Source organism: Streptantibioticus cattleyicolor NRRL 8057 = DSM 46488 (assembly GCF_000240165.1).
GTDB lineage: Bacteria > Actinomycetota > Actinomycetes > Streptomycetales > Streptomycetaceae > Streptantibioticus > Streptantibioticus cattleyicolor.
In genome coordinates, this window is sequence record NC_017586.1 from 5,936,588 (window position 1) to 5,963,550 (window position 26,963).

Sequence of the window (26,963 nt, forward strand, 5' to 3'; positions counted from 1 at the left end):
CGGCGCGCGGCGCTCACTCCTCCCGGTACGCCAGCCCCGCCAGCGCCGCGCCCTGGCGCAGCACGTCACGGAGCATCACCGGGGTCAGCCGCCCGGTGAAGACGTTGCGCTGACTGGGGTGGTAGCAGCCCAGCACCGCCAGCCCCGGGCCGCCGGTCCGGTCCGGCAGCGTCACCCGCACCCCGTGGCCGAACGCCGGACGCGGCCGGCCCACCGTCCATCCGGCGCCCTCCAGCACCGGCAGCAGCGCCTGCCAGCCGAAGCCGCCGAGCACCACCACCGCCCGCAGCGTCGGCCGCAGCAACGCCAACTCCCGCTCCAGCCACGGCCGGCAGGTGTTCCGCTCCCGCGTCGTCGGCCGGTTCTCCGGCGGCGCGCAGTGCACCGGCATGGTGATCCGCGTCCCCAGCAGCTCCAGCCCGTCGCCGGGGCGCTCGGCGGTCGGCCGGGAGGCCAGCCCCACCGCGTGCAGCGCCGCGTAGAGCACGTCCCCGGACGGGTCGCCGGTGAAGGCCCGCCCGGTGCGGTTGCCGCCGTGCGCCGCCGGGGCGAGGCCCACCACCGCGAGCGCCGCGTCGGACGGCCCGAACCCCGGCACCGGACGCGCCCAGTACTCCCAGTCCAGGTAGGCCCGGCGGCGTACCCGGGCGACCTCCTCGCGCCACGCCACCAGCCGCGGGCAGGCCCGGCAGCCGGTGACCGCGGTGTCCAGCGCGGCCAGTGTCCCGGCCCGCCCGGCGGCGCGCACCGGGTACCCCGCCTCGTCCTCCGGCCGCACCGTGTCGCGCCCGCCCGCCATCGCGTGCCTCCTGTTCGTCCGTCGCCACCGGCACACCCGGACGGCTGCCCCGCGCCGTCCCTCCGATGCGCGCCCCGGGTGGCGCGCCGCCCCGGGGCCGGTTAGGTCTTACCTCAACCGAAGGACCGACCCGGGCACCGGCGACCCACCGGTGGCCGGCCGCACCCGTCCCGCCTCGCGTCACAGTGGAGTCGCGCCATGTTCCCAGAGCCAGCATCCCGCACCCCGCGCGACGCCGAGCGCTCCGCGAGCCACCCCGGGCTCTCCGCGCCGCCGACGCTGGAGGAACAGCAGGAACAGGCGCGCACCCTGCTGCGTACCGCCGCCACCCAGCGCCCGGTGGCCGAGGTGGCGGCGCTGGTGTCGCTGCTGAAGCAGACCGGCGGGGTGCCCGACCCGGCGGAGGAGGCGCTGCACGCGGCGGCGCTGGCCCGTCCGGTCGAGGAGGTCACCGAACTCGTCGCCCTGCTCAACCGGCCGCCGCACGACCCGGAGGTGGCCACCGCCGCCCTGCGCGCCGCGGCCCTCGCCCGCCCCATCGACGAGGTGAACGCCCTGGTGGTCGCCCTCAACCGGCCGCCGCACGACCCCTCGGTCGCCGACGACGCGCTGCGCGCCGCCGCGACGGGCCGCCCGGTGGAGGAACTGGTGCAGCTCGTCCGGCTGCTCGGCCACCGCGTGGACGAGCAGGACGCCCTGCCGCCCGAACCGCCGGCCGGCCACGACGTGTACCCGGCCGACGACCACCACGGCGGGGGCTGGGCGGACGAACCCGCCGCGACGACCGCCTTCGCCCTCCCCGACCCCGGCTACGAGCCCGCCATGGAACCGGAACCGGTCACCGACGTCTACCCGGCCGAGCCCGCCATGGTGTCCGAACACCGCGAGCTGTTCGCCCCGTTGCCGCCCATCCCCGCCTACGCCGGCCCGCTGTCGGCCGTGGACCCGGCGGCCACCGGGGGCGGACGCGGCCTGGACGCCATGGCGCGCGGGGCGCTGCGCTGGCCGGCCGCCGCCGCGCTGGCGGTCTGCGGGCTGATCCATCTGCCGCCCGGATTCCCGCAGTTGCGCGCGGACGGCTTCGCCGACGTGGTCTCCCTCGCGGTGACCGCGCTCTGCCTGGTGCTCGCGGTCTGCCTGGCCGGCCGGGACACCGCGCGGCTGTGGCTGGCCGGCGCGGCGGCCGGGCTGGCGGTGATCGTCCTGCACGCGCTGGCCGGCGTCCCCGCGCTCGCCGGCCTCGGGCTGGACGCCATCGGCACCGCGGCGGGGCTGGCGGCGGGCACCTTCGCGCTGCTCGCCGTGGTGCTCTCCGCCGCCGCCCTGCTGTGGCGGCCCCGTGCCGAGCGGGACGCGGCCCCCGGGGCGTGACCGGCGGCCGGGTCACCGGGGCTCCAGCACCACCCACACCTGGCCCGGCCGGAACGTCATCCGCCGCCCGCGGAAGGTGAACACCGTGCCGCCGTCCGGCTCCGGCCGCGACCAGGCGGCGTCGTACCGCCGGCCGTCCCGCAGCACCACCGCGTCCCCGCCGCCGACCGTCGGCGCGAACGGCGAGCGCACCCCCGGGGAGTCCATGAAACCGCGCGGCGACGTCGTCTCCGCGACCTTCTGCACCACCACCGTGGCCGCGCCCAACGGCCCGCCGTCGGTGGTCCGCCCCGCCGTCCCGTCCAGCGCCACCAGGTACTTCCCGGCCGCCGGCGACCAGGTGAAGGTGAACGAGGCGGCCGGCATCCGCGCCGTGTACGCACCGGCCGCCACCCCGCCGTCCGGCGCCGGGCCGAACCGGAAGCCCACGTCCCGCGCCGGCGCCGCCCCCGGGCAGTGGCGCAGCGCGGCGGCGGGGGAGACGTACTCGTTGTACGGCGGCGCGCCCGGGCCGCGGTGGAAGGCCGCGTCCGCCTGCGACGGCGAGCAGTTGACCACGTCCGCCGCCGCCAGCACCGGCAGGAACCCCGTCAGCGCCCCCGAGTAGACGAAGGCCGCCCGGCCGTAGGCGCGCAGGATCTCCAGGTCGGTCTCTCGGGCGCTGCGCACCGGGCCGATGGCGTCACCGGGCGGCAGATGGCGGTCGTCGTAGACGGCGAGGAACCGGGAGAGGCCGCCTTCCACCTCGGCCGCGTAGACCACGTCGGCCGCCGCCAGCCCGGTCTGCGGACGGGCGAACGAGACGTTGTCCACCTTCACCGCCAGCACCCGCCCGGCCGCCCCGGGCACCCCGGTCAGCGGGGAGACCACCGGTCCGCCGGGCGCCGCCGGCCGGGTGCGCGGGCCACCGGTGCCCAGCACCACCACCGCCACCACGACCCCGGCCACCACCGTGAGCACCGCCCCGGCCAGCGCCACCCGGCCGCGTACCGGCAGCGCCGTCCACCACGACCGCAGCCGGGCGAGGGAATCGGCCACCACAGCTCACCTCCGCGACGCCCGGCCGGATACCGGACGTGACCGACGGTAACCACCCGCCGGGCGCCGGCCGGGCAACCGCCCGGGGTGTTTCCCCGCGCGATGCGCGGCGACCCGCCGGGGAGGACGATGGATGCTGGAAGCGGAGCCGGTGCGAGGGAGGCCGCCGTGGAGTTCGACGTCGTCGTGGAGATACCGCAGGGGTCGCGCAACAAGTACGAGGTGGACCACGACACCGGGCGCATCCGGCTGGACCGGATGCTCTTCACCGCGACCCGCTACCCGGCCGACTACGGCTACGTGGACGGCACCCTGGGCCGGGACGGCGACCCGCTGGACGCCCTCGTCCTGGTCGGCGAACCCACCTTCCCCGGCTGCGCCATCGAGTGCCGCGCCATCGCCATGTTCTGCATGACCGACGAGAAGGGGCCGGACGAGAAGGTGCTGTGCGTCCCGGCGCACGACCCGCGCTACGACGAGGTGCAGGACATCGGTGACGTGCCGGAGTTCGACCGGCTGGAGATCACCCACTTCTTCGAGGTCTACAAGGATCTGGAGCCGGGCAAGTCGGTGGAGGGCTCGCACTGGGAGGGCCGGGCGAGCGCCTACGCCGAGATCGAGGCGGCCCGGCAGCGCGCGGCCGGCGCCGGCCACGGCTGACCGCGGCTCAGGCGCGCGGGCCGCTGCTCCACCGCGGTCCGATCTCCTCCCACTCGCGCTCCCACTCGGCGGCCCGGTGCCGGTCGAGGGCGGCCCGCGCGACCCGGTCGGCCCCCAGCACCACCCCGCACACCCCGCACCCCACGGCGGTGCCCATCGCCCACCCCTGCGCGTCGGCCTGGAGGCCCCCGGTCGGCGGCAGGGCCACCCGGCCCCGGTCGTCGAGCCAGATCGTGGTGGCGGACCCCGCCCTCGTCCCCTCCGGCACCGTGGCCTCGCCGGAGTGCGGCAGGCCGTCCGGCCCCGTCCAGCGCACCGCCGTCGGCACCCGCGTCGCGCCGAGGCCGGCCGCCCCGAACGCCGCCCGGTCGCCCGCGTCGCGCAGCAGCACCGCGGCCACCGGATGGCGGTGGAGCGCCTGGTCGTGCAGCGAGTCCACCACGGCCGACGCGGCGGCGGCACCGGCGGCCGGCGCCCCCACCAGGGCGAGCATCGCGCAGACCAGGCCGATCCACCCCTCGGCCACATCCGAGCGGCGTCGCAGCGGATTGCGCCGCCACCGCCACAGCTTCACCGTGCTGCCCATCGCAGGCCCCCATGGTTCCCGGTGCCCTGAAGACATCATCCGCCCGCGGCGCCCCTCCGCCCAAGCGCCGGTCAGCCCCGGGCCGCCCGCGCCTGGAGCAGCCGGGTGATGTCGTGGGCGGTGACGATCCCGGCCAGCCGGCCCTCCTCGTCGACCACGAGGATCCGGGCGCCGGACGCCGTGCCGAGCCGCCCCATCACGTCCAGCAACTGCTCGTCCGGGCGGGCCACCGGACACGCCACCGCCACATCCCGCACCCGCACCTCGTCGCGGCGGGCCGGCGCCACCATGGCCAGCCGGCGCAGCGTCACGATGCCGCTGGGCCGGCCGTCGAAGTCCACCAGCGCGAACGCCGAATGGCGCGGCGCCTCCGCCATCCGCTCCAGGAAGCGGTCCACGGTGAACCAGTCCGGCCCGAAGACCACCGGCGCCGACATCGTCCGCCCCACCGTCACCCCGCGCAGCGCGGACTCCAGCATCGAGCGGCGCAACTCGGCGGTGGCCGTACTGGAGACGAAGAACCCCACCAGCACCAGCCACAGCCCCCCGCCCCAGCCGCGCAGGAAGCCGATCCCGCCGACCGCGACCAGCGCCACCCCGATCACCCGCCCGCTGCGCCCGGCCACCTGGTCGGCCCGCTCCCGGTCCTTGCCCCACCACCACACCGCCGACCGCAGCACCCGACCACCGTCCAGCGGCGCGGCCGGCAGCAGGTTGAAGACCCCGAGCAGCACGTTGGCCCAGGCCAGCCACGTCAGCACGGCGGCCGGCAACAGCAGCGCGGGCGCCGTCGCCACCCCGCGGGCCACGCCCAGCGCCGCACCGCCGAACGCCAGCGAGACCAGCGGACCGCTCACCGCGATCGCCAGCGCCGCGCGCGGCGACTCCGCCCGGCCCATCCGGGTCATGCCGCCCAGCGCCCACAACGTCATGTCCTCGACCTTCACCCCGGCCCGGCGCGCGGTCAGCGCGTGCGCCGACTCGTGCAGCAGCAGACTCCCCAGCAGCAGCACGGCCCCGGCCACCCCGCCCACCGCGTACGCGGCGCGCGAGTGCCCCGGCACCCACACCGGCAGCGTCTGCCTGCCCAGGCTGTAACCGAAGACGAGCAGCAGCAACGGGGCGCTCCAGTGCAACCGCAAGGGCACCCCGAACAGCCGTCCCATCCGCCACGAACCGTCCATCGCCGACCACCCGCCACTCGTCCCGCCCCCATGCCAGCATCGCGCCCGCGCCGCCGGTGCGGGAGTCCGGCCTACCCATCGGCGGCGGTCATTGCGCCATCAGCACCGCCACCCCCGTCACCTCGCCCGCCGCCAGGTCGGCCAGCGCCCGGTCGGCCCGGCGCATCGGATAGCGGGTCAGCCGCACGGAGGGGCGCAGCCGGGCGGCCTCGGCGAGGAACGCCCGGCCGTCCTCACGGGTGTTGGCGGTGACGCTGCGCACCGTACGTTCCTGGAACAGATGGCGCCGGTAGTCCAGCGCGGGAACGGCGGACAGGTGGATGCCCGCGATGGCGAGGGTGCCGCCCCGGTCGAGCGCGGCCAGCGCCACCGGCACCAGCTCACCGGCGGGCGCGAACAAGATCGCCGCGTCCAGCGGCTCCGGCGGTGTCTCGTACGCGTCCCGGGCGGACGCCGCGCCCAGGTCGAGCGCGAGCCGGCGGGCCCGCTCGCCACGGGTGAGCACGTGCACGGTGGCGCCGCGGGCCAGCGCGAGCTGCGCGGTCAGATGGGCGGAGGCGCCGAACCCGTAGACGCCCAGACGTCCGCCGGGCGGCAGTTCGGCGCGGCACAGGGCGCGGTAGCCGATGATGCCGGCGCACAGCAGCGGCGCCGTCTCGTCGTCCGCCCAGCCGGCCGGGGGCCGGTAGGCGTAGCGGGCGTCCACCAGCACGTGGCCGGCGTACCCGCCGTCGACGTCCCAGCCGGTGTACCGGGAACGCGGGCACAGGTTCTCCCGCCCCGACCGGCAGTAGGCGCAACGGCCGCAGGTGCCGGCCAGCCAGGCGGCCCCGACCCGGTCGCCGGGGGCGAAGCCGCGCACCGCGTGGCCGGCCTCGACCACCCGCCCGACGATCTCGTGGCCGGGCACGCACATCGGGCGGCGCGGGGGCAGGTCACCCTCGGCCAGGTGGAGATCGGTGCGGCAGACCCCGCACACGGTGACCTCGACCAGCAGCTCGTCCGGGCCGGGGGGCGGGGAGTTCGCGGGTGACCCGGCGCAACGGGGCGGTGGCCAGGGGGCCGGGCTCGGCCACGGCCCACGCCGTGGTGGTGATCGCGGTGGGCCGGTGCGGGTCCATGGTCTCCTCGGGCACGTCGGTCGGGGGGTCCGGTGGCGTCCCGGGCGCGGTGAGCCGTTTGCCCGCGGCGTGCGCGGTCAGGAGTCCGGTCAGGGCGTGCCGGACGCGTTCGCGGATGCGTTTCCGGATGCGTACGGGTGCGTTCCAGCGGGCGAAGGAGGCCGAAGATGCTGCATGCCATCGCCGATGTGCTCAAGACGGTCGGCGGGACCGTCGCCGATGTGGTGACGCTGCCGTTCCGGGCGCTGGCCCGCCTCTTCGGAGGCTGAGGCGGCGCCCCCGGCGACCAGGGCGGCCCGAGCGGGCGGCCGTGGCCTCGACGTGTGCGACCCGCGGGAAGATCCCCCCCAGGACGATCCCGTGAGGGGGACCTTCCCGGGCCCGCGCGGACGGCCGGTCAGGGCCGGGGTGTTCCGCGCGGTGGTGCGGCGGGGCCGAGGTCAGCCCTTGGCACCACTGTGCTGCCTGCGGCGCAGGTACAGCACGCCGCTGCCGATGGCGGCGGCCAGCAGGGCGCCGCCGCCCGCCATCGTGCCGGTGGTCACACCACTCGCCGCGCCGCCTTGGCCGGCGTGCACGCCGTGGTGGATGTGACCGGTGATGACGCGGACGGAGGTTTCGAACCGGCGGCCGTCGGGGCAGTGCCCGTAGATGCGGAAGCGCGGTACTTCGTGGTCGCGGTAACCGTCCCGGCCCTCGCCGAAACCGTCCCGTCCCTCGCGCCCCTCGTCACGGCCGTCGCCGAACCCGTCGCGGTCCTCGCGACCGTCACGGAACCCGTCCTCGCGGCCCTCCTGCCCGGCCCGGAGGCTCTTCCTGCCTTCCTGGACGCCTTCCTGGCCGTCCCGGACGCCGTCGGAGCTGTCCGTGCCGATGCCGGGTGCCTTCTCCGGCTCGGACCCCGCCCTGCCGGCCTCGGGCCCCTCCGCGCCAAGGCCGGGCCGGGACTTGCCGGACTCCGGTCCCTCCTTGCCGTGGTCGAAGCCGTCCCGGCCACGGTCGTCACCCTCACGCCCGTGGTCGAAGCCGTCCCGGCCGTGGTCGTGGCCCTCACGCCCGTGGTCGTAGCCGTGACCGCCGTCCCAGAAGTGCCAGTGGGGAGCGATCTTGGCAACGCCCACGTAGACGGCATCGTGGTCACGGTGGTAGTAGTCACCGTGCCCGTGATCACGGTCACCGTATTCGTGGTCACCGTGTTCGTGGTCGCCGTGTTCGCGGACCAGGTGGAGCCGGGCGGTGTCCCCGGCGAACGCCCGGGAGTGCGCCTCGATCTCGTGCCGTCCGTCGTAACGGCAGGCGACGAAGAGTGAGACGAACGACCCGGGGGTGGTGACCTCCGGGTGGACGTGGGCCACGGGACGGTAGTAGCCGTCGGAGTCGGCCACGGCGGTCGGTGCGGCCATGCCTATGAGAGTCGTGCCCGCGAACGCGGCGGCAACCAGACGAGTGCGACGCATGTGGTTTTCCCACTTTCCCGGGGCGCGGCCACAGACTCATGCATCTGTGTAATCACGTAACCACGCTCCGTGATTCCGAACGCTAGGTGCGTGCCACAGGGCCCGCAACGCCACTCCGCCATTAGGGAGTACCGCCGAACGGGGCCCGGTCCGCGGGCCACCGGCCCCGGCCCGCAAGCGGTTTCCGGCCCGCGCGCGGTGGCGTCGACCCGCCGGGAAGGCACCGGCGGACTCCCCGTCTTCGAGCGGAAATCATCTCCCGCCCGCCGACGGGGAGTTGGCCGCCCGTCGCCTCCGGGCCGACACCATCGAGCGGGCGTTGTCGTCGCCATGGCGTGCCGTCGCCGCCCGCACCGGCGCGTCCGGGCCGCCCGGACTTCACCGCCGCGCAACTCGGCCCGCGGTGACCGGAGTTCGACCCTCCGCCGACAGCACCCCGGCCGTCCGCGCCCACCGCGGGACCGGCGTCGTGCGCCGCCACGGCCCCGAGGCGGCCTGGCCCGCCGTCAACTCCGCAAGCCCCGGACGTTCGTGGGCGTCCGCCGCGCGCACCGTGACCCGGACGAAGCGGGCCGGCCACGTCACGGGCAGCCGGCCGCCGGCTCCGGGGGACACCGGCCGCCAGTGGGTGCCGTCCGGGGAGAGCGCCACCGTGGAGGAGGCGGGCCGGACGGCCGTCCAGCGGGTGGTGATCCGGGAGACCGGGACGGTGCGGCCCAGGTCGACGGTGAGCGTGGCGCGCGGGGCCGCGGGCACCCACGCGGTCTCCGGGCTGCCGTCCACCGCCGCGTCGGCGTACCGGCCCGGCTGCTCGGAGTCGGCGGAGGCCGGACGGCAGCGGGCCGCGTCGTCGGTGGGCGCCAGGTCCGGGCGGCGGGTCTTGAGCACCAGCGGCACCCCCGCGCTCACCACCTGGGCGCCCTGCGGCCCGTACACGGTCATCGGCCCGCCGCCGGTGAGCCGCACCGTGGTGGTGTGCGCCCCGATCGCCACGTCGAAGGCGCGCCCCCGCCAGCGCAGCCCGCGCAGCACCACCCCGTCGGCCAACTGCGGTGGCAGCGACGGGTCCAGGCGCACCCCGTCCGCCTGCCACCGCAGCCCGCCCAGCCCCGCCGGGAACGTCTGGAGGAAGCCGCCCGCGCCGGTCAGGAAGTCCTGCGCCGGCGCCCCCGCCAGCGGATCGGCCGCCCCCGCCTTCGCCCCGCGCGCCTCGGAGAACTCGTCGAACGGCCCCCGCACGAACGGCTCCACGGAACGCCGCAGATAGGTGTACGTGGCGCACCCCGGCGCCCCGACGACGGCCGCGTCCACCGCGTGCACCGAATCGGTCATCGCGGGGCCGTCCGGGTCGGTCCGCGCCGCGTAGTACGCCAGCGTGGCCCGCGCCGCGCCCGGCGGCATCGGCCAGTTGAGCGGATACAGCAGCATCACGGTGTCGGCCTGCTTGATCAGCGAACCGTGGTACCCCGCGTACTGCTCGAAGATGTCGCGCGACCGGTCGAACGGCACCCGCAGCCGGTCGGCGATCCGCGTCCAGGCGGCCGGGGCGGGCCGGCCCAGCAGCCGGGCGGCCCGGACGGCGGCGCGCAGCGCGGTGGCGGCACCGGCGTTGGTGAACGCGCCGTCGGTCACCCCGTTGCTGTATTCGTCGGGGCCGGCGACGTTCCGCACCGAGTAGCCGCCGTCCGGATCACGGGTCGCCCGGCCGGCCCAGAACCGGGCGACCCCGGAGAGCACCGGCCAGCCGTGGCCGCGCAGCCAGCCCAGGTCGCCGGTGGCCAGGTAGTACTGCCACACCGCCAGCGCGATGTCGCTCTGCAGGTGGATCTGGGTCACGCAGTGCGGCGGCTGCCAGCTCTGGCACTCGGTGCGCAGATCCCCGCTGGAACCGCTCTCCCACGAGTAGAACAGCCCCCGGTACCCCAGCCGGCGGGCGTTGGCGCGGGCCGCCTTCCGGGTGCGGTAGCGGTACTCCACCACCGAACGCGCCAACCGCGGATGGAACGCCAGCAGGCTGGGGAACATCCACGTCTCGGCGTCCCAGAAGACCAGCCCCGCGTAGTTGTCACTGGTCAGTCCGGTGGGCGCGACGCTGTCGGCGGCGCCCGCCCGCAGGCTCGACAGCAGCCCGTACTCCGAGGCGCGTACCCACCCGGTCAACTCCGGCCGCCCGGGCACCTCGACGCCCGAACGCCACAGCCGCGCCCACCGCCGTGCCTGCTCCGCCAGGAGCGCCGGCCACCCCAGCCGGGCCGCCCGCACCGCCGCCGCCCGCGCGCCGGCGTCCGGGTCCGGCGCCGTCAACGCGGTGTCCACGCCGACGTACTTGGTGAACGTGTACGTCCGCCCGGCCCGCACCGGGAACGTCACCGCGCGGCGCCCGGTCAGCGGTGCGGCGCCGTCCGCCGGGCGGACGGGCCGTGCCGCGACCTCCGGGCCGGGGCGCAGCACCGAGACGACGGAGCCGGCGACGCCGGTGCCCAGGGTGCGGAAGGACACCCGGTTGGCGCCGCCGGGGCCGGCCGCCGGGCGGGGGCGCAGCATCCGGGCGCCCCGGCCGTCGATCAGGTCGGTCACGGTGGACTCGCCGTTCCAGCGCGGTGTCATCCGCAGCCGTACCGCGCCCACGTGCGGATCGGCGCGGTCGGCGAGGACGTCGAGGACCAGGCCGGTCACCCGGCCGTCGGAAGCCGTCCAGGTGAGCGAGGTACGCACCAGCCCGCAGCGCAGCCACAGCGTCTGCCGGTAACCCGACACCCGCCCGGCCGGCGTACCGGAGGAGAAGGTGTCCGCCCCGACGCCCACGGTCAGCGGCGTCCAGGTCGGCAACGCGGCGATCACCTGCCGGCCCGAGGTGACCGACTTCTCGCGCGCGTACAGCCCGGCGACGAACGACCCGTCGTAGCGCGGCGTGAACAGCGGCCAGCCGGTCCTCGCCGTCCCGGCCCAGTAGCCCGCGCCGAGCGGCGGGACCCGCTGGCCGAGGTAGCCGTTGCCGACGAACGCGTGGTAGCTGTCGGCCGGATCGATCCGGGTGGCCGTCGGCGCCCACGACGGGTCCACCGCGCCGTCACCGTCCGGGCAGCCCGCGGCGGGCGGCGCGGTGGCGGTGCGGGGTGTGCCCCGGTGTCCGCCGGGCACCGCGCAGACGGTGAGGGCCAGCGCCAGCGCCAGCGGAACCGCCCCCGCGGCACGGCGCGTCAGGGGGCCCATGGGCCGCTGGGTGAGGCCGCCCGTCGCTACCCCTCCGCGCCCAGGTACGGCAGCAGCGCGTCGGGCCGGGCCGGCAGGGTGCGCACCCGGATGCCGGTGGCGTGGTGGATGGCGTTGGCGACGGCCGCCGCGGTGCCGACGATGCCGATCTCGCCGATGCCCTTGGACCCCATCGGGTTCAGGTGCGGGTCGTCCTCGTGCAGCCAGTGGGCCTCGATACGCGGTACGTCGGCGTTGCTCGCCACGTGGTAGGTGGCCAGGTCGCGTTCGGCGTAGTCGCCGAACTCCGGGTCCATGGTGCTGCCTTCCATCAGCGCCATCGACATCCCCATGGTCATCCCGCCGATGAACTGCGAACGCGCCAGCCGGGGGTTGAGGATGCGGCCCGCCGCGAAGACCCCGAGCAGCCGGCGCACCCGGGTCTCCCCGGTGTCGACGTCCACCTGCACCTCGGCGAACTGGGCCCCGAAGGCGTGCCGGGCGTACCCCTGGCCGGCCTCGACGTCCTCGGTGGTGTCGGCGAACGCGGACAGCCCGCCGGCCGGCACCGAGCCTCCGTGCCGCGCGATCGCCGCACGCAACTCCACGCACGCCTGGTGCACCGGCCACCCCCACGACGCGGTGCCCGACGAACCGCCGGCCACCGGAGCCCGGCCCAGCTCGCTGGCGCCGATCCGGATGCGTACCCGTTCCAGCGCCACGTCGAGGGCGTCGGCGGCGATCTGGGTGAGCACGGTGCGCGCGCCGGTGCCGATGTCGGTGGCGTTGACGTGGACCCGGAAGCCGCCGTCGGGGTCGGCGAACGCGGCGGCCTGGCAGGGGGAGACGTACACCGGATAGGTGGAGGCGGCCACCCCGCTGCCGATCATCAGCCGGCCCTCCTGCCGCACGGCGTTGCGCGGGTCCCGGTCGTGCCACCCGAACCGGCGGGCCCCCTCGCGCAGACAGTCCACCAGATGACGGCTGCTGAACGGATGGCCGCTGTCCGGCTCGAACTCCGGCTCGTTGCGGATCCGCAGCTCCACCGGGTCCACGTCGCACGCCTGCGCCAGCTCGTCCATCGCCGACTCCAGCGCGAACATCCCCGGGCACTCGCCCGGCGCCCGCATCCACGACGGGGTGGGTACGTCCAGCCGGACCACCTGGTGCGTGGTGCGGCTGTGCGGGGAGTGGTACATCGTGCGGGAGACCACCGCCGCCTGCTCGACGAACTCCTGGCCGGTGGAGGTGTCGGTGACCACGTCGTGGGCGAGCGCCCGGATCCGGCCGTCGGTCTCCGCGCCCAGCCGCAACCGCTGGAAGGTCTCGGCACGGTGGCCCACCACGGCCGCCATCTGCTGTCTGGGCAGGGCGAGTTTGACCGGACGGCCCACCACCCGGGCCGCCATCGCCGCCAGCACCACGTGCGGACGCGGCGTACCCTTGGAGCCGAAGCCGCCGCCCACGTGCTCCCCGATCACCCGCACCTGCCCCGGGTCCAGCCGGAACAGCCCGGCCAGCGCCTCCTGCACCGCGCTGGCCCCCTGGCACGAGTCGTACACCGTCAGCTCGTCGCCGTCCCACAACGCGGTGGCCGCGTGCGGTTCCATCGGGTGGTTGTGCAGCGGCGGGATGTGGTACAGCCGGTCGATGCGCACCGGGGCGCCCGCGTACTCGGCGTCGAAGTCACCGCGGCTGCGCACCGCCGGGAAGCCGCCGTTGACCGTCTCGGGCACGTACAGCCCCGGGTGGTCGCGGGTGAGCACCACGTCGTACGGCTCGGTGGCGTACTCGACGCGCACCGCCTCGGCGGCGGCGCGGGCGGCCTCCAGCGTGGTGGCGACGGCGAGCGCCACGAACTGGCCGTGGTGGGCGACCCGGGGGGACTGCAGGACGTCCGTCATCGGGTCGCCGGCGACCTGAAGGCGCGGCGCGTCGGCGTGGCTGAGCACGGCGAGCACGGCGGGGTCGGCCAGCGCCGCCTCGGTGTGCACCGCCGTCACCGTGCCGTGTGCCACGGTGGCCGGCACCGGCCAGGCGTAACCGACGTCCGGCGGCTGGTACTCGGCGGCGTACCGGGCCTCGCCGGTCACCTTGGCCCGGCCCTCCAGCCGGGCCGCCGGAGCGCCGAGCAGGGGCTGGGTGGTCGTCATCGGATGCCTTCCGTTCCGTTGCCGCCGGCCAGGTCGGCGAGCACGCGCACCGCGAGGTTGGCGGCCATCGCCACCTTGTAGCCGTTGTCCCGCAGCGGTTCGGCGGCGGCCAGTTCGCCGGCCACCGCGTGCCGGAACGCGGTCTCCACCGCCGGGCCCCCCACCAGCGTCTGCTCCGCGGTACGCGCCCGCCACGGCTTGGCCGCCAGCGCCCCGAGGACCAGCCGCACGTCGTGCACCGCCCCGTCGCGCACCTCCAGCAGCGCCGCCACCGACGCCAGCGCGAAGGCGTAACTGGCCCGGTCGCGCGCCTTGCGGTACGCGCCGCGGGCGCCCGGCAGCGGCGGCGGCAGCTCCACCGCCGTGATCAGCTCGCCGTGGCGCAGCACGGTGTCCCGTCGCGGCTCGTCGCCGGGCAGCCGGTGCAGTTCGGTGACGGGGATCCGGCGCGACCCCTCGGCGGAGAGCACGTGCACCTCGGCGTCGAGCGCCGCCAGCGCCACCGCCATGTCACCGGGGTGCGTGGCCACGCAGTGCTCGGAGGCGCCCAGCACCGCCAGGTCCCGGTGCTCGCCCTCGCGGGCCGGGCAGCCGGAGCCGGGCACCCGCTTGTTGCAGGGCTTGGCGACGTCCTGGAAGTACACGCAACGGGTGCGCTGGAGCAGGTTGCCGCCGATCGTCGCGGTGTTGCGCAGCTGCGCGGAGGCGCCGGAGAGCAGCGCCTGCGACAGCACGTGGTAGCGCTCGCGCACCAGCGGATGGGCGGCGAGGTCGCTGTTGCGTACCGTGGCCCCGATCAGCAGGCCGCCGCTCCCGGTGGGCTCCACCCGGTCCAGCGGCAGCCGGCTGACGTCCACCAGCAGCCCGGGCACCTCCACGCCGAGCTTCATCAGGTCGACCAGGTTGGTGCCGCCGCCGAGGAACCGCGCGTCCGGCTCGTCGGCGAGCAGCGCGACCGCCGACCGCGGGTCGGCGGCGCGTTCGTACCGGAACGGCTTCACCGGGCGCCCACCTCCTGCACCGCGTCGACGATGTGCGGATAGGCCCCGCACCGGCACAGGTTGCCGCTCATCCGCTCGCGCACCTCGGTGTCGGTCAGGGCCACCGGGCCGTCCGGCACCCCCGGCGCCGTGACCGCGCTGGGCCACCCCCGGGCCGCCTCGTCGATCGCGCCCACCGCCGAGCACAGCTGACCGGGCGTGCAGTAACCGCACTGGAAGGCGTCGAGGTCGACGAAGGCCCGCTGCAACGGATGGAGCCGCCCGTCGTGCGCCAGCCCCTCGACCGTGGTGATCCGCTCGCCGTCCGCGCTGACCGCCAGCCGCAGACAGGCGTTCTCCCGGCGGCCGTTCACCAGGACCGTGCACGCGCCGCACTGCCCGTGGTCGCAGCCCTTCTTCGTCCCGGTCAGCCCGGCGTGCTCGCGCAACAGGTCGAGCAGGGTCGTCCGGTTGTCCAGGGTGAACGTCCGGCGGTCGCCGTTGATCTCCACAGTGACCGGCGTAGAGGTGCCCATGGCCCCGCCTTCCCTCGCGTTGGAACGGCACAGCCTTCCTGGCTAACCGCTGCGTGCCGCCGTCAAACCCGCCGCGGCGGGCCCGGTGCGCCATCGGACGTACCGCGCCCCTCGCGTCGCGCGTGGGCGAACGGGAGCGCCGCGCGGATGCCGTGCGCCCGGCTCCCACGGCGTGCGGCGCCCCAACGCTTCCGGCGGGCGGCGGCGACACCTGGCCTTCGCGCATGTCGCGGGGGGTCAATGGACGGGACGGACCACGCCGGCGCCGTGCCGCGCCGGCCACCCCGACCGCCACCAGAGAGGACAGCCGATGACGGCTCCGACCAGCCCCTCCGACCGGCATCCCAGCAGCGCCGTCGAGTTCATCGGCGGCATCGTCGACGACGCCAGGAGACTCTTCGACGACTGCCTGGACCGGGCCCAGGTCCTCAAGCAGGACGCGCGCCGGGCCATCGGCGACGGCATGCGGTCCCTGGACCACCAGGCCCGCGAAGCGGCGGAGGCCGAGCTGAACCGACTCCAGGAACGCCTGGCCCACCTCCAGAGCCAACTCGCCCAGCTCTCCGACACGTTGGCCTCCCAGGACCGGGACCGGGACCGGGACCAGAACCAGCACCAGGACGACGGCGGCGGTCACGCGGGCTGAGGCCCGCTCAGCCCGCGGGGACGTACCCCGGGGCGGACGAGGGCGCGCCGGCCCAGCGGCGCAGCGCGGCCTCCAGACCGACGGGATCGGCGGTGTCGCAGGCCCAGGCGACCACCCCGTCCGGGCGCACCAGCACCCCGGTGGGCGTCGCCCGGTCGTCGGCCACGACGGTGACCCGGCCGCTCCAGGCCGCGGCGAGGCGGGCGAACGTGCCCTGCGCGGTGCGGTCGAGCAGCAGGAACCCGCCGCCGTGGCCGTGGTCGGCCGGCCGGGAACCGTCGTTGAGCCACAGGTCGGGGGCGTACCGGCCGACCAGCGGGTGTCCGCCGGGCAGGTCGACGCGCTGGGTGACGCCGGAGATCTTCTTGACCGCGTAGGTCGTGCCCGCCCGGGTGGCCAGCAGGTCGGCGACGACCTCCCGGAGCGCGGCCGACCCGGCGTCGCCGCGCATCACCGCGGTCTGGGCCCGCGTCCAGTCCAGCACCCAGGCGCCGAGGGGACGACGCTCGGCGTCGTAGGTGTCGAGCAGCCCCTCGGGTGCCCAGCCGGTCACCACGGCACCGAGTTTCCAGCCGAGGTTCATCGCGTCGCCGACCCCGAGGTTGAGCCCCTGGCCGCCGAACGGCGGGTGCACGTGGGCCGCGTCGCCGGCCAGCAGCACCCGCCCCGCCCGGTAGGACGCGGCCTGCCGGGCGTTGTCGGTCCAGCGGGTCGCGGGGCCGCGCAGCGCGGTCAGCGTGACGTCGGTGCCCGAGACCCGGCGCAGGCTGCTGCGCACCTCCTCCAGGGTCACCGGCGCCGAGCGGTCGGCGGGGGCGCCGCCGAACTCCACGGTCACCACGCGCCCCGGCTGCGGCCCGTGGCGGTACGCGCCCCGGGGCGACCACACCCAGCCTTCCGCGAGCTTCTCCGGGTCGGCGATGTCGGCGACCGCGAGGTGCCCGGTGAGTTCCGGGCCGGTGCCGGGGAAGCCGATGCCCGCGAGACGGCGCACGGTGCTGCGCCCGCCGTCGCAGCCGACCAGCCACCCGGTGCGCAGCGGCCCGGCGGTGGTGCCCACGAGCACGCCGTCGCCGGTGTCCTCCAGCGCGGTGACCTCCACCCCGCGCCGCACGGTCACGCCGAGCCGCGCGACGTGGGCGGCCAGCAGTTCCTCCAGCTCACGCTGCGGCACCATCCTGGCTCCGGCGACCGCGGTGTGCGCGGCGAGGTCGGGGTCGGACCAGTCCACCAGGTCGGGGTCGAGGACCATCCCGGCGAAGTGCCCGGTGAACCGCGGCCGGGTCGTCCGCCGTCCGCCTCCGGTCCGCCGGTCGAACGGCCCCACCCGCAGGAGCTGTTCGCGCTGGATCCGTTCGGCGGCGGGCAGCAGGCCGCGCCGGTCGAGCGCCTCGGCCGTCGGTACGTTGATCGCCCCCGCCTTCATCCCCTCGTCCGGCTCGGTCCGCCGCTCCAGCACCTGAACCGTCGCCCCGGCGAGCGCCAGCTCCGCGGCGAGCACCAGGCCCACCGGACCGGCTCCGGCCACGGTCACGTCCACATCTTGATTCACGTTCGTTGACACGAACACCGTTCTACGGGCGAACAGTGTTCGTGTCAAGGGCGACGATGCCCGGCCGGGCATCGTCCAGGGGGACGGGACGGCCGGGCGGTCAGTCGCCCAGGCCGGCTTCCTCCAGGTCCAAGGCGCGCTGGAGGCGGCGCCGGGTGGTGTCGCTGATCTCGTTGCCGGCGTAGAGGCGGTGGAGTTCGGCCGTCTCCTTGGCGATCACCGAGCGGCGCAGCGCGTGGTAGGCGGCGATCGTCTCGGCGGGCGCCCCGGTCGCCGGTTCCTGCTCCGGGTCCTCGTCCAGCCGGGCCTGGAGCGCGCGGCGCACCTGGTCGATGGCGGCGGCCGGAGCCGCCTCCAGGCCGGCGAGTTCGTCGAGGTGGTCCAGGCCGGCCCGGGCGATCGCGGCGCGGGCCCGGGCCTCCTCGCGCGCGGTGTGCTCCGGCTCCAGCGCGATGCCGGACCAGCGGACCACCGGGGCCAGGGTGAACCCCTGGAGGACCAGGGTGGCGACCACCACACCGGTGGTGATCACCAGCACCAGCGGACGGTGCGGCAGCGGGCTCCCGTCGTGCGCCGCCAACGGGATGGAGAGCGCGGCGGCCAGCGGCATCACCCCACGGGTACCGGCCCAGGTGACCACGGCCGGAACGCGCCACGAGACGGCGGACGCGCGCCGTCGCTGGGTCAGCGCGGAGAGCGGGAAGACACCCAGCAGCCGGATCCCGATGACCGTCGCCGCCACCGCGCACACCCCCAGCGGCCAGTCCCGGTCGGCCGCCGACAACTCGTGGATCAGCGTGGGCAGTTCCAGCCCGATCACCGCGAAGACCACGCTCTCCAGCAGGAAGACCACCGTGGCGTAGACCGCGTGCACCTGGATGCGGATGGCGGCGTTGGTCAGCCGGTGCCCGGTGCTGCCCAGCACCACCCCGGCCACCACCACCGCGGTCACCCCCGAGGTGTGCAGATCCTCCGCGACCAGATAGGCGGCGTACGGGGTGGCCAGCGCTATCACCGTCTCCAGCACCGGATCCTCGGTGCGCCGGCGGATCAGGGCGACCACACCGGCCACCGCCGCGCCCACCGCCGCGCCGCCACCGCCCAGCACCGCGAACTCGCCCGCGCCACCCGGCACCGAGACGGCACTGGCGGCCACCGCGGCCCCCACCGCCACCTTGAACAGCACCAGACTGGTCGCGTCGTTGAACAGGCTCTCCGACTGCACCATGGTCTGCAGCCGGGCGGGCAGCGACAACCGCCGGCCCAGCGCGGTCACCGCCACCGGGTCGGTGCTGGCCAGCACCGCGCCCAGCACGAACGCCATCGGCCCGGTCAGCGGGGTGACCGTGTGCGCGACCAGCGCCACCACCGCCGCCGTCACCAGCACCAGGCCCAGCGCCAGCACCGTGACCGGCCGCCACACCGCCCGCAGCTCACGCCAGGAGATCTCCTCGGCGGAGGCGTACAGCAACGGCGGCAGCACCACCACACTGATCACCTGCGGGGAGACGTGCAGATCCGGCACCCACGGCAGCAGCCCGATCGCCACCCCGACCACCACGAGCAACGACGGCGCCGGTATGCGCCAGTGCCGCGCGCCGGTCGCCACGGCGGTCGCCAGGACGACGAGGAGAAGGACGGCGGTCACAACGGTCACGCTGGCTCCCGGGGCTGAGGACGAGGACTCACCGCCGACCAGACTTCCCGGCACACCGCAAGCGAACTTACACGACGCTGACGCGATCCTGCCACGATGGTAACGCCCTCACCCCCCACGCGACCTGCGCGGAAGCCGGTGCGCACGCCGCATGCGGGCACCCCGGCGGCTCCGGCCGGAATTCGCCCCCACCAGGTCACCGCGGCGTGATATCACCGTACCGTCCGGACGGTACGGGAGGGTTCATGAGTGATTTCTCGGTGGAGGCGGAGGCCGGTGAACTCGGCTTCGACCAGCGGCGGTTGGCGCGCATCGACGCCTATCTGCGCCCGTTCGTGGACGACGGGCGGCTGCCCGGCTGGCTGATGACGGTCAGCCGCCGCGGCAAGCTGGTGCATCTGTCGTCCTACGGCGAACGGGACAAGGAGGCGGGGCGGCCGGTCACCACGGACACGGTGTGGCGGCTGTACTCGATGACCAAGCCGATCACCTCGGTGGCCGCCATGATGCTGTGCGAGGAGGGCGCGCTGTCGCTCACCGACCCGGTGGCCGCGTACCTGCCGGCCTTCGCCGACATGCGGGTCTTCACCGGCGGCAGCGCCACCGACCCGGTGACCGAGCCCGCCCGCACGCCGATCACCGTATGGCACCTGCTCACCCACACCGCCGGGCTCACCTACGGCTTCCTGCGCGGCCACCCGGTGGACTCCATCTACCGCGCGCACGGCTTCGAATGGGGCCGCCCCAAGGGGTACGACCTGGCCGCCTGCTGCGACGCCTGGGCCGCGATGCCGTTGCAGTTCGAGCCGGGCACGGGGTGGAACTACTCGGTGGCCACCGACGTCCTCGGCCGGGTCGTCGAGGTCGTCTCCGGGCTGAGCCTCGACGCGTTCCTGCGCACCCGCATCTTCGAACCGCTCGGCATGACCGACACCGCCTTCCACGTCGGCCCGGCCGACACCGAACGCCTCGCCGCGCTCTACGTACCCGGCCCCGGCGCCACCGCCACCCGCGGCGACTTCGGCCCGGTGCCCACCAGCCCGCCGCGCTTCCTCTCCGGCGGCGGCGGACTGCACGGCACCGCCGCCGACTACCACCGCTTCGCCCGGATGCTGCTGGGCCGCGGCGAACTCGACGGGGTACGCCTGCTGGGGTCGCGCACCGTCGACCACATGACCCGCGACCACCTGCCGGCCGGCGTCAGCCTCAAGACCTTCGGCAACCAGGTCCTCGGCGAGACGGCCGCCGCGGGCAGCGGATTCGGCCTCGGCTTCGGCGTCCTGAAGGACCCGGTGGCCCTGCGCGCCCTCGCCTCCCCGGGCCAGTACGCCTGGGCCGGCGCGGCCACCACGCTCTTCTGGGTCGACCCCGTCGAGGAGATCATCGCCATGTTCTTCACCCAGATGCTGCCGATCGGCACCTACCCGCTGCGGACCACGCTCGGCACGCTGGTGCAGCAGGCCCTGGTCGACTGAGCCGGACGGGCGCGGCGGCGCGCGGCGCATATCGTGAGGGACGTGGAGCACAGCGACGGCGTCCGGCGGGACGTGCCGGGGTGGCTGCTGCCCGGTGAGTTCACCGCCGGCGGCGACCCGACGCGGATCCGCCGGACCCCGCGGGACTGGGCGGTCGACACCGCGACCTGCGGCGGCGCCTTCCTGCTGGGGCTGGTGGTCTGCGGCGTCGCCCAGCGATACGACCCCCGCCCCTCGCAGTGGCTGCTCGCGGCCGATCTGCTGCTGGGCACCCTCGCGTGTGCGTCGCTGTGGTGGCGCCGCCGGTTCCCGCTGGCCGTGGCGTTGCTGGCGCTGCCCGCGCTGGCCGTCTCCACCAGCGCGTTCGGCGCGGGCATCGTGATCACCGTGAACACGGCGCTGCGGCTGCCGTGGCGGCGTTCGCTCCCGGTGCTCGCCGCGTTCCTGACGGCGGGCCTGCTGGGGGTGGCCCTTCTCCAGGGCGCGAACACGGACGGGCTGGTCGGCGCCGCCGTCACGCTGGTGTACTTCCTGGTCTCCTTCGCGTGGGGCAGCACCCTGCGGGCCCGTCGGCTGTGGACGCTGGCGGTGCGGCGCGAGGCCGAGCGGGAACGCGCCGAGCACGCCCGGCGACTGGCCGACACCCGCCGCGCCGAGCGCGAAGCCATCGCCCGCGAGATGCACGACGTGCTCGCCCACCGCATCTCCTTGCTGTCGGTGCACGCCGGCGCGCTGGCGTACCGGGCCAAGCGGTCCGCCGCCGGCACCGGACCGGGCCTCGACGGCACCGAGATCTCCCGCAGCGCGCAGATCATCCGCGACAACGCCCACCAAGCCCTCGGCGAGCTGCGCGACGTACTGCTGGTGCTGCGCGCGGACGGCGCCGACGGCGCGGCAACGCCCCCGCAGCCGACCCTCGCCGACCTTCCGGGCCTGGTCGAGGAGGCCAGGGCGGCCGGACAGGACGTGGACCTCCACGACGAACTCGCCGGCCCGGCGCGGCCCCCGCGCCCGCAACTCCAGCGCACGGCCTACCGCGTCGTCCAGGAGGGCCTGACCAACGCGCGCAAGCACGCCCCCGGCGCCCGGGTGACCGTACGGCTGACCGGCGAGCCCGGCTCCCACCTGACGATCGAGGTCGGCAACCGCCTGCCCGCCGAGGCGTCCGCACCAGGCGTCCCCGGCGCCGGAGCCGGGCTGACCGGCCTGGCCGAACGGGTCCGGCTCGACGGCGGCGCACTGGAACACGGCAGTGACGACGGCGTCTTCATCCTGCGGGCCCGGCTACCCTGGCGGGCGGGGTGACGACGATGATCCGGGTGCTGCTGGTCGACGACGACCCGCTGGTGCGGGCCGGGCTGACGATGATGCTGCGCGGCGCGGCCGACATCGAGGTGGTCGGCGAGGTGGCGGACGGCGCGGGCGTGGCCGGGGCGGTCCGGCGGCACACCCCGGACGTCGTGCTGATGGACATCCGGATGCCGGTCATGGACGGGATCGCCGCCACCCGCACCGTGGCCGGCGGCGACCGCACGCCCAAGGTGATCGTGCTGACCACCTTCGACACCGGCGGCACGGTGCTGGCGGCGATGCGCGCCGGAGCCGCGGGCTACCTGCTCAAACACACCGAGCCCGACGAGATCGTGGACGCGGTCCGCCGGGCCGCCCGCGACGAGCCGGTGCTCTCCCCGGCAGCCGCCCGTACCCTGATCGACCACGCCGCGGCGGGCACCGGCACCCGCACCGAGCGGGCACGACGCAAGCTCGCCGGGCTCTCCGACCGGGAACGCCAGATCGCCCGGGCGGTGGCCGACGGGCTGTCCAACTCCGAGATCGGCGACCGGCTCCACCTGTCCACCGGCACCGTCAAGGCCCACCTGTCGAGCGCGCTGACCAAACTCGACCTGGACAACCGCGTCCAGCTGGCCCTGCTCGCCCACGACGCGGAAGCCGAGTGACCCGGGGCGGCGGTCGGGCCGGACGGCCGGGCAGGTCTGGCCGGGTGGCCGGCACACCTGGCCGGTCGGCGGAGGCGGCGGCCGGGGTCCCGTTCCTAGCCTCGGGGGAATGATTGACGTTCGTGGCACCGCGCACCGCCGCCGGTCGGTCCTCGCGCTGGCGCTGGTGGCCCCGCTGGTGGGCGAGTTCCTGCTGGGCAACACACCGATCAGCGAGCTGGGGTCGCTGATCGGCCTTGTCCCGCTGTACGGGTGCGGGGCCGTGCTGATCCGGGAGGCCGCCCGGCGTACCGGTCGCGGGTGGCCGGCGATGCTGCTGCTGGGGGCGGCCTACGGACTGTTCGAGGAGGGGCCGGTCGACCAGATGTTGTGGAACCCCCGCTACGGCGGCGTCGACTTCGGCCTCACCTACGCGGGAACGCACGTGCCGTGGCTGGGCACGAGCGTGGCCCTGCTCCAGGACGTCGTCACGATGCACATGGTGTGGAGCGTCTGCGTGCCGATCGCCCTGGTCGAAGCGTTCGGCGGCGGTCCGCGGCGGCCCTGGCTCGGCCGGCCCGGGCTGATCGTCACGGCGCTGGTGTTCGCCGGCGGCTCGGCGTCCCTGGCCGCCGTCCAGTACGTCGGCAACGACCGCTTCATGGCGTCGCCGTGGCAGTGGGCGGTGTGCGTGGCCGCGATCGCCGGCCTGATCGCGGCGGCCTTCCGCACCGGCCGTCGCCCCGTGCCCGCCGTCCCGGCCGCCGCCCCCGGCCCGGTGCCGACCGGCTGCGCCGCCTTCGCCCTCACCAGCGCCTACTGGGCAGGTCAGGCGCTGCTGCGCGACCGCGTACCCGACTGGGCGATGGCCGCCGCCTGGGCCCTGCTGGCCGCGGCGGCCGTGCTGACGGTCACCGGCTGGTCACGCCGCCACGGCTGGGGCCCCCGGCACCACACCGCCCTGGCCGCCGGCGCCCTGCTCACCTACGTCTGGGTCGGCTTCACCCAGGCCGGCCAGACGGGCACCCCACCGGCCACCGCCCTGATCGGCAACGTGGTCTTCGGCACCGGAGCCTGCGTCCTCGCCGTTGCCGCCGTCCGATCCGCCGGCCGCCGAGGGGACGACCCCGTCCCGGGCGGTTCAGGTGACCAGCGGGATGAAGACGGTGTCGACGATCTCCTCCAGGGCTGACGAGGACAACGGCCGCAGGTTCATGAGCACGTCGTGCCTGAGCAGGTCGTACGGCAACCGCGTGATGCGCGGGGTGAGCTTCGCACCGTCGATCTCGCCCCGTTCGACGGCACGCCGCGTCACGGACTCGATCAGTGACCACCGCTGTTCGATCAGGGACGCGCGCAGTTCGGCGGGTGTCGTCCCGGTCTCCTCGAAGTAGGCGGCCAGTTGCGCGGTCATCGCCGCGGCGAACATGGTGAAGGCGCCGTTGAGCTGTTCCAGCAGCGCGACGGTGTCGTCGCGCAGCGATCCGGTGTCGGGGTCGGCCAGCGAGAACCGGTCGCTGGCGCGGGTGATTGCGTCCCGGACGAGCGCGTCCTTGGTGGCCCAGTGGCGGTTGACGACCGGCCGGCTGGTGCCGGCGCGCTGTGCGACTGCGGCGAAGGTGAGCGCGGAGTATCCGCGTTCCATCAGCTCGTCCCACGCGGCGTCGAGCAGCGCCGCCTCCAGTTCCGCGCCGTGCCGGCGGCGCTGGGGGCCGGAATCCGTACTTGCAAGATGCATGAGTGCATCTTACGCTCGTCATCGAGCCCACGGCACGCGGCTGGCGCACACCTCGCATGCCGTGGCATCCCGCTGATTCCAGCACACCTCGCCATCTCCTGAAGGGGAACGCCATGCACACCCATACCGACCAGCGGTCACCGCACCCCGTGACGGTCGACGTCCACACGATGGGCCGCACCTTCGAGGAGTCCGCGGTGGACCGGTGGGAACTCGAGGCCGCGCGGCGAGCCCTCAAGAACCTCAAGGCGGTGGCCGGCGGTCAGGTGATGATGGACCTCCTCGCCGACCAGATCGAGGCCGGCGACCGCTTCCACGCCGGCCTCGTCGAGGCGTCCGGCGGCACCTACCGCGAGTCGCGCACCGAGTTCACGGTACGCGGACTCAGCGGCACCGACCTGGCCCGCTGGTTCCGGTCGCAGGCCGCCACCGGACGCTTCCAGGACAAGACGGCGCTCCTCAACGCCCACCCCGAGCACTACGTCGAGCCGCCGGAGTACACCGGCGGCATGGTGGAGACGATCGGCAATCACCTCACCCGGTTCAAGGTGTCGGTCGCCCGCGAACTGCCCCCGCCGGTCAGCGCCCACCTCGACGCCTCGTACCCGATCTCGCTGATGAACGCCCTGCTCAGCCTGGACGACGGCACCCCCTTCGCCTACTGCCTGCACCAGGCGCGGGACACCGCCACCGGCGCGGACGTCGTGGTACGCGTCGTCTACCCGTCCGCCGCCCCGGACTCGATGATCGAGGGGCACTGCGAACACCTGGCGATCGAATTCCGCAGCTGGATCCGGAACGCGGCAGCCGCGACCCGGTGACCGGCCCGGCCGGTTCCGCGCCGCCGGGTCACAGTCGTACCTCGAACCACACGACCTTGCCGCCGGCGGTGCGGCTCGCGCCCCACTCGTCGGAGAGCCGGCTGACCAGGCCCAGACCGCGCCCGTCCTCGTCGGTGGCGCTCGCCGGGCGCAGGGTGGGCATGTTGTGGTCGTCGTCGCTGACTTCGACGAGCAGTTTGTTGTCGGTGCGCATCAGGCGTAGTTGGACGTCGTGCCGGGCCACCCGCAGGGCGTTGGTGACCAGTTCGCTGACGAGGAGTTCGGCGAGTTCGACGAGGTTGTGCAGGCCCCAGGCGGCGAGGCGTTCCACGGTGGCGGCGCGGGCGACGCGGGCTTGGGAGGGGTGACGGGGCAGTTGCCATTCGGCCACGTCGTCGGGTGCGATGCCGTCGAGCCGGGCGACGAGCAGGGCGACGTCGTCGTCGCAGTAGTCGGGTTGCAGGCGGGTCATGATCTGTTCGCACACCTCCTGGGGGCTGTCGGCGGGCCCGTCGGTGATGCCGGCGCACAGCGCCTCCAGGCCCTCGTCGATGGGGCGGCTGCGGCTCTCCACCAGTCCGTCGGTGCACATCACCAGCCAGCTGCCGTCGTCTATCGGGACCCGCATCTCCTCGAAGGCCACACCGCCGACGCCGATCGGCGCGCCGGTGGGTATCTCCAGCAGCCGGGGCTTGCCGTCCGCGTCGACGAGGACCGGCGGGACGTGACCGGCGTTGGCGAGGGTCAGGGTGCGCCGCACCGGGTCGTAGACGCTGTAGATGCAGGTGGCGAGGTGCTCGGTGCTCAGGTGGTGGGTGAGGTTGTCCAGTTGGCGCAGGAGTTGGGCGGGCGGCAGGTCCATCGAGGCCATGGTGATGATGGAGGTGCGGAACTGGCCCATCACCGCGGCGCTCATCAGGCCGTGCCCCATGACGTCGCCGACGACCAGGGCTACCCGGCCGCTCGGCAGCCGGATGGCGTCGAACCAGTCGCCGCCCGCCGCGTTGCCGTGCCCGGGGTGGTAGTCGTAGGCGATCCGCACCCCGGGGATCCGGGGCGGACGGATGGGGAGCAGGCTGCGTTGCAGGTTGACCGCGGTCACCGACTCCAGGCGGCTGAGGCGGGCGTTGTCCAGCGTCGCGCTGACCTCGGCCCCGGCCAGGCGTAGTTGGGCCAGCTGCTCCCGGAGGGTCTCGGCGGTGGCGGTGGCCTCGTTGGTGATGGCGGCCAGCCGTTCCTCGGCGTCCGACCAGGTGGGCTCCAGCAGGTCCTCGGCCTCGTCGTCGTGCATGCCGAGCCCGAGTTCCACGGCTGCCTGCTCGCCGGCGGACCCCAGACGGCTGATGCCCGGCTGCTGGCGGCGCCGTTCCTCGGCCAGCCGGTTCCACGCGGTCTCCCAGCGCGGGTCGTCGGCGGGCTCCACCCCGCACACCTGGAGGAAGGCGAAGAGCCGGGCCTTGGTGGGGAAGGTGCGTCCCGCCAGCATGTCCGCGACCGCCGAACGCGACAGCGACTTGCCGTGCCTGATGGCCCACCGCTCCATGGTCCGCAGCGACGGCTGATCGGCGCGGGTGCGTAATCGCCTCAGCAGTTCCGCGAAGTCCTCGACGGTGACGGCCGTGGCCGGGTCGATGTCGGGATGCAAGGGCACAGCGTCCATCAGCTCCTCGCCGGTCCGGGGGACACCGGAAATGTAGAGGACGTCCACCGGCCTCCACCCGGGAACCGGAACGGGCACTGTCCGTAGTTGGCCGATGTTGGCAGGAAATGGCCGTGACCGGCCGATGCCGTCCGCAGGTGGCGACTCCGCTGGCGGGACACCACGGGCACGGGCGTCCATGGCATCCGGCGCACCGGAGCCGGTGCGTTCCCATGGCACCCGAAGGAGAAGACGTACGTGTCGGGACCCCTGGACACCCTGCAGGCGGCAGCCGTCCTGCTCAACCTCGCCGGCGCGCTCGTCGAGGCGGGCGCCGCGGTGGTGACCGCCGTGGTGAAGCTGCGCGCGTCCCCCTCACCCGCCGGGGAACCACGACGGGTACGACCGCCCCGGCACGCCA

General features: G+C 75.1%; 23 protein-coding genes. 9 read left to right on the plus strand and 14 right to left on the minus strand.

Annotated features, from left to right (window positions below; genetic code table 11):
• Positions 1 to 13 precede the first annotated feature (13 nt).
• Complete coding sequence (locus SCATT_RS26170) at positions 14 to 799, minus strand: uracil-DNA glycosylase (RefSeq protein WP_014146225.1); 786 nt, start codon at positions 797 to 799, stop codon at positions 14 to 16.
• Positions 800 to 997: 198 nt separating this feature from the next.
• Here SCATT_RS26170 and SCATT_RS26175 point away from each other — a divergent pair, with 198 nt between their 5' ends.
• On the plus strand, positions 998 to 2,170 hold the full coding sequence (locus tag SCATT_RS26175) for a hypothetical protein (protein ID WP_014146226.1): 1,173 nt from the start codon (positions 998 to 1,000) through the stop codon (positions 2,168 to 2,170).
• A 12-nt stretch (positions 2,171 to 2,182) separates the two neighbouring features.
• Here SCATT_RS26175 and SCATT_RS26180 read toward each other — a convergent pair whose 3' ends face one another.
• The gene (locus SCATT_RS26180; RefSeq protein WP_231905168.1) at positions 2,183 to 3,208 is read right to left on the minus strand and encodes a DUF3048 domain-containing protein; all 1,026 of its coding nucleotides are present in this window, start codon (positions 3,206 to 3,208) and stop codon (positions 2,183 to 2,185) included.
• Positions 3,209 to 3,376: 168 nt separating this feature from the next.
• Here SCATT_RS26180 and SCATT_RS26185 point away from each other — a divergent pair, with 168 nt between their 5' ends.
• A complete protein-coding gene (locus tag SCATT_RS26185) occupies positions 3,377 to 3,868 on the plus strand; it encodes an inorganic diphosphatase (RefSeq protein ID WP_014146228.1) in 492 nt (163 codons plus the stop codon).
• Between the two features lie 7 nt (positions 3,869 to 3,875).
• On the opposite strand, the gene SCATT_RS26190 is transcribed toward SCATT_RS26185, so the two are convergent.
• The 3 genes from SCATT_RS26190 to SCATT_RS26200 form a co-directional block, all read right to left on the minus strand.
• Complete coding sequence (locus tag SCATT_RS26190; protein ID WP_014146229.1) at positions 3,876 to 4,454, minus strand: Rv1733c family protein; 579 nt, start codon at positions 4,452 to 4,454, stop codon at positions 3,876 to 3,878.
• Between the two features lie 71 nt (positions 4,455 to 4,525).
• A complete protein-coding gene (locus tag SCATT_RS26195) occupies positions 4,526 to 5,638 on the minus strand; it encodes a site-2 protease family protein (protein ID WP_014146230.1) in 1,113 nt (370 codons plus the stop codon).
• A gap of 88 nt (positions 5,639 to 5,726) precedes the next feature.
• Positions 5,727 to 6,617, minus strand: coding sequence for a zinc-binding alcohol dehydrogenase family protein (locus tag SCATT_RS26200; RefSeq protein WP_014146231.1), 891 nt, complete (start codon positions 6,615 to 6,617; stop codon positions 5,727 to 5,729).
• Between the two features lie 309 nt (positions 6,618 to 6,926).
• On the opposite strand from SCATT_RS26200, the gene SCATT_RS40435 reads away from it, so the two are divergent.
• Entirely contained in the window at positions 6,927 to 7,028 is a 102-nt protein-coding gene (locus SCATT_RS40435) for an LPFR motif small protein (RefSeq protein ID WP_014146233.1), read from the plus strand.
• 171 nt (positions 7,029 to 7,199) lie between these two features.
• Here the strand turns inward: SCATT_RS40435 and SCATT_RS26205 are convergent, their stop codons facing one another.
• The 5 genes from SCATT_RS26205 to SCATT_RS26225 all read right to left on the minus strand — a co-directional run bounded on the left by SCATT_RS26205 (position 7,200) and on the right by SCATT_RS26225 (position 15,077).
• The gene (locus SCATT_RS26205; RefSeq protein ID WP_014146234.1) at positions 7,200 to 8,162 is read right to left on the minus strand and encodes a hypothetical protein; all 963 of its coding nucleotides are present in this window, start codon (positions 8,160 to 8,162) and stop codon (positions 7,200 to 7,202) included.
• A gap of 432 nt (positions 8,163 to 8,594) precedes the next feature.
• Positions 8,595 to 11,429, minus strand: a complete 2,835-nt coding sequence (locus SCATT_RS26210) for a discoidin domain-containing protein (RefSeq protein WP_014146236.1) — start codon at positions 11,427 to 11,429, stop codon at positions 8,595 to 8,597.
• 26 nt (positions 11,430 to 11,455) lie between these two features.
• Positions 11,456 to 13,561, minus strand: a complete 2,106-nt coding sequence (locus SCATT_RS26215; protein ID WP_014146237.1) for a xanthine dehydrogenase family protein molybdopterin-binding subunit — start codon at positions 13,559 to 13,561, stop codon at positions 11,456 to 11,458.
• Positions 13,558 to 14,562, minus strand: coding sequence for an FAD binding domain-containing protein (locus SCATT_RS26220; protein WP_014146238.1), 1,005 nt, complete (start codon positions 14,560 to 14,562; stop codon positions 13,558 to 13,560). The genes SCATT_RS26215 and SCATT_RS26220 overlap by 4 nt, the downstream gene beginning before the upstream one ends.
• On the minus strand, positions 14,559 to 15,077 hold the full coding sequence (locus SCATT_RS26225; RefSeq protein ID WP_014146239.1) for a 2Fe-2S iron-sulfur cluster-binding protein: 519 nt from the start codon (positions 15,075 to 15,077) through the stop codon (positions 14,559 to 14,561). The genes SCATT_RS26220 and SCATT_RS26225 overlap by 4 nt, the downstream gene beginning before the upstream one ends.
• A 310-nt stretch (positions 15,078 to 15,387) precedes the next feature.
• Between SCATT_RS26225 and SCATT_RS26230 the strand changes: the two genes are divergently transcribed.
• Positions 15,388 to 15,723, plus strand: coding sequence for a hypothetical protein (locus SCATT_RS26230; RefSeq protein ID WP_014146240.1), 336 nt, complete (start codon positions 15,388 to 15,390; stop codon positions 15,721 to 15,723).
• A gap of 7 nt (positions 15,724 to 15,730) precedes the next feature.
• Here SCATT_RS26230 and SCATT_RS26235 read toward each other — a convergent pair whose 3' ends face one another.
• Together SCATT_RS26235 and SCATT_RS26240 are read right to left on the minus strand one after the other, a co-directional pair.
• Positions 15,731 to 17,263 (minus strand): FAD-dependent monooxygenase, encoded by a 1,533-nt coding sequence (locus SCATT_RS26235; protein ID WP_014628717.1) that lies wholly within the window; start codon positions 17,261 to 17,263, stop codon positions 15,731 to 15,733.
• 112 nt (positions 17,264 to 17,375) lie between these two features.
• Complete coding sequence (locus SCATT_RS26240) at positions 17,376 to 18,932, minus strand: Na+/H+ antiporter (protein ID WP_014628718.1); 1,557 nt, start codon at positions 18,930 to 18,932, stop codon at positions 17,376 to 17,378.
• A 245-nt stretch (positions 18,933 to 19,177) separates the two neighbouring features.
• Between SCATT_RS26240 and SCATT_RS26245 the strand changes: the two genes are divergently transcribed.
• The 4 genes from SCATT_RS26245 (at position 19,178) to SCATT_RS26260 (ending at position 23,536) form a co-directional block, all read left to right on the plus strand.
• Positions 19,178 to 20,407: a serine hydrolase domain-containing protein gene (locus SCATT_RS26245; RefSeq protein ID WP_014146243.1), complete on the plus strand. Its 1,230-nt coding sequence runs from the start codon at positions 19,178 to 19,180 to the stop codon at positions 20,405 to 20,407.
• Between the two features lie 42 nt (positions 20,408 to 20,449).
• Positions 20,450 to 21,712, plus strand: coding sequence for a sensor histidine kinase (locus SCATT_RS26250; RefSeq protein ID WP_014146244.1), 1,263 nt, complete (start codon positions 20,450 to 20,452; stop codon positions 21,710 to 21,712).
• A gap of 5 nt (positions 21,713 to 21,717) precedes the next feature.
• Positions 21,718 to 22,365 (plus strand): response regulator, encoded by a 648-nt coding sequence (locus SCATT_RS26255; protein ID WP_014628721.1) that lies wholly within the window; start codon positions 21,718 to 21,720, stop codon positions 22,363 to 22,365.
• A gap of 109 nt (positions 22,366 to 22,474) precedes the next feature.
• Positions 22,475 to 23,536 (plus strand): hypothetical protein, encoded by a 1,062-nt coding sequence (locus SCATT_RS26260; RefSeq protein ID WP_014146246.1) that lies wholly within the window; start codon positions 22,475 to 22,477, stop codon positions 23,534 to 23,536.
• On the opposite strand, the gene SCATT_RS26265 is transcribed toward SCATT_RS26260, so the two are convergent.
• Positions 23,486 to 24,082 (minus strand): TetR/AcrR family transcriptional regulator, encoded by a 597-nt coding sequence (locus SCATT_RS26265; protein WP_014146247.1) that lies wholly within the window; start codon positions 24,080 to 24,082, stop codon positions 23,486 to 23,488. The genes SCATT_RS26260 and SCATT_RS26265 overlap by 51 nt on opposite strands.
• A 113-nt stretch (positions 24,083 to 24,195) precedes the next feature.
• Between SCATT_RS26265 and SCATT_RS26270 the strand changes: the two genes are divergently transcribed.
• On the plus strand, positions 24,196 to 24,903 hold the full coding sequence (locus SCATT_RS26270; RefSeq protein WP_014146248.1) for a hypothetical protein: 708 nt from the start codon (positions 24,196 to 24,198) through the stop codon (positions 24,901 to 24,903).
• A 28-nt stretch (positions 24,904 to 24,931) separates the two neighbouring features.
• On the opposite strand, the gene SCATT_RS26275 is transcribed toward SCATT_RS26270, so the two are convergent.
• Complete coding sequence (locus SCATT_RS26275; protein WP_231905170.1) at positions 24,932 to 26,563, minus strand: ATP-binding SpoIIE family protein phosphatase; 1,632 nt, start codon at positions 26,561 to 26,563, stop codon at positions 24,932 to 24,934.
• Positions 26,564 to 26,963: the final 400 nt, after the last annotated feature.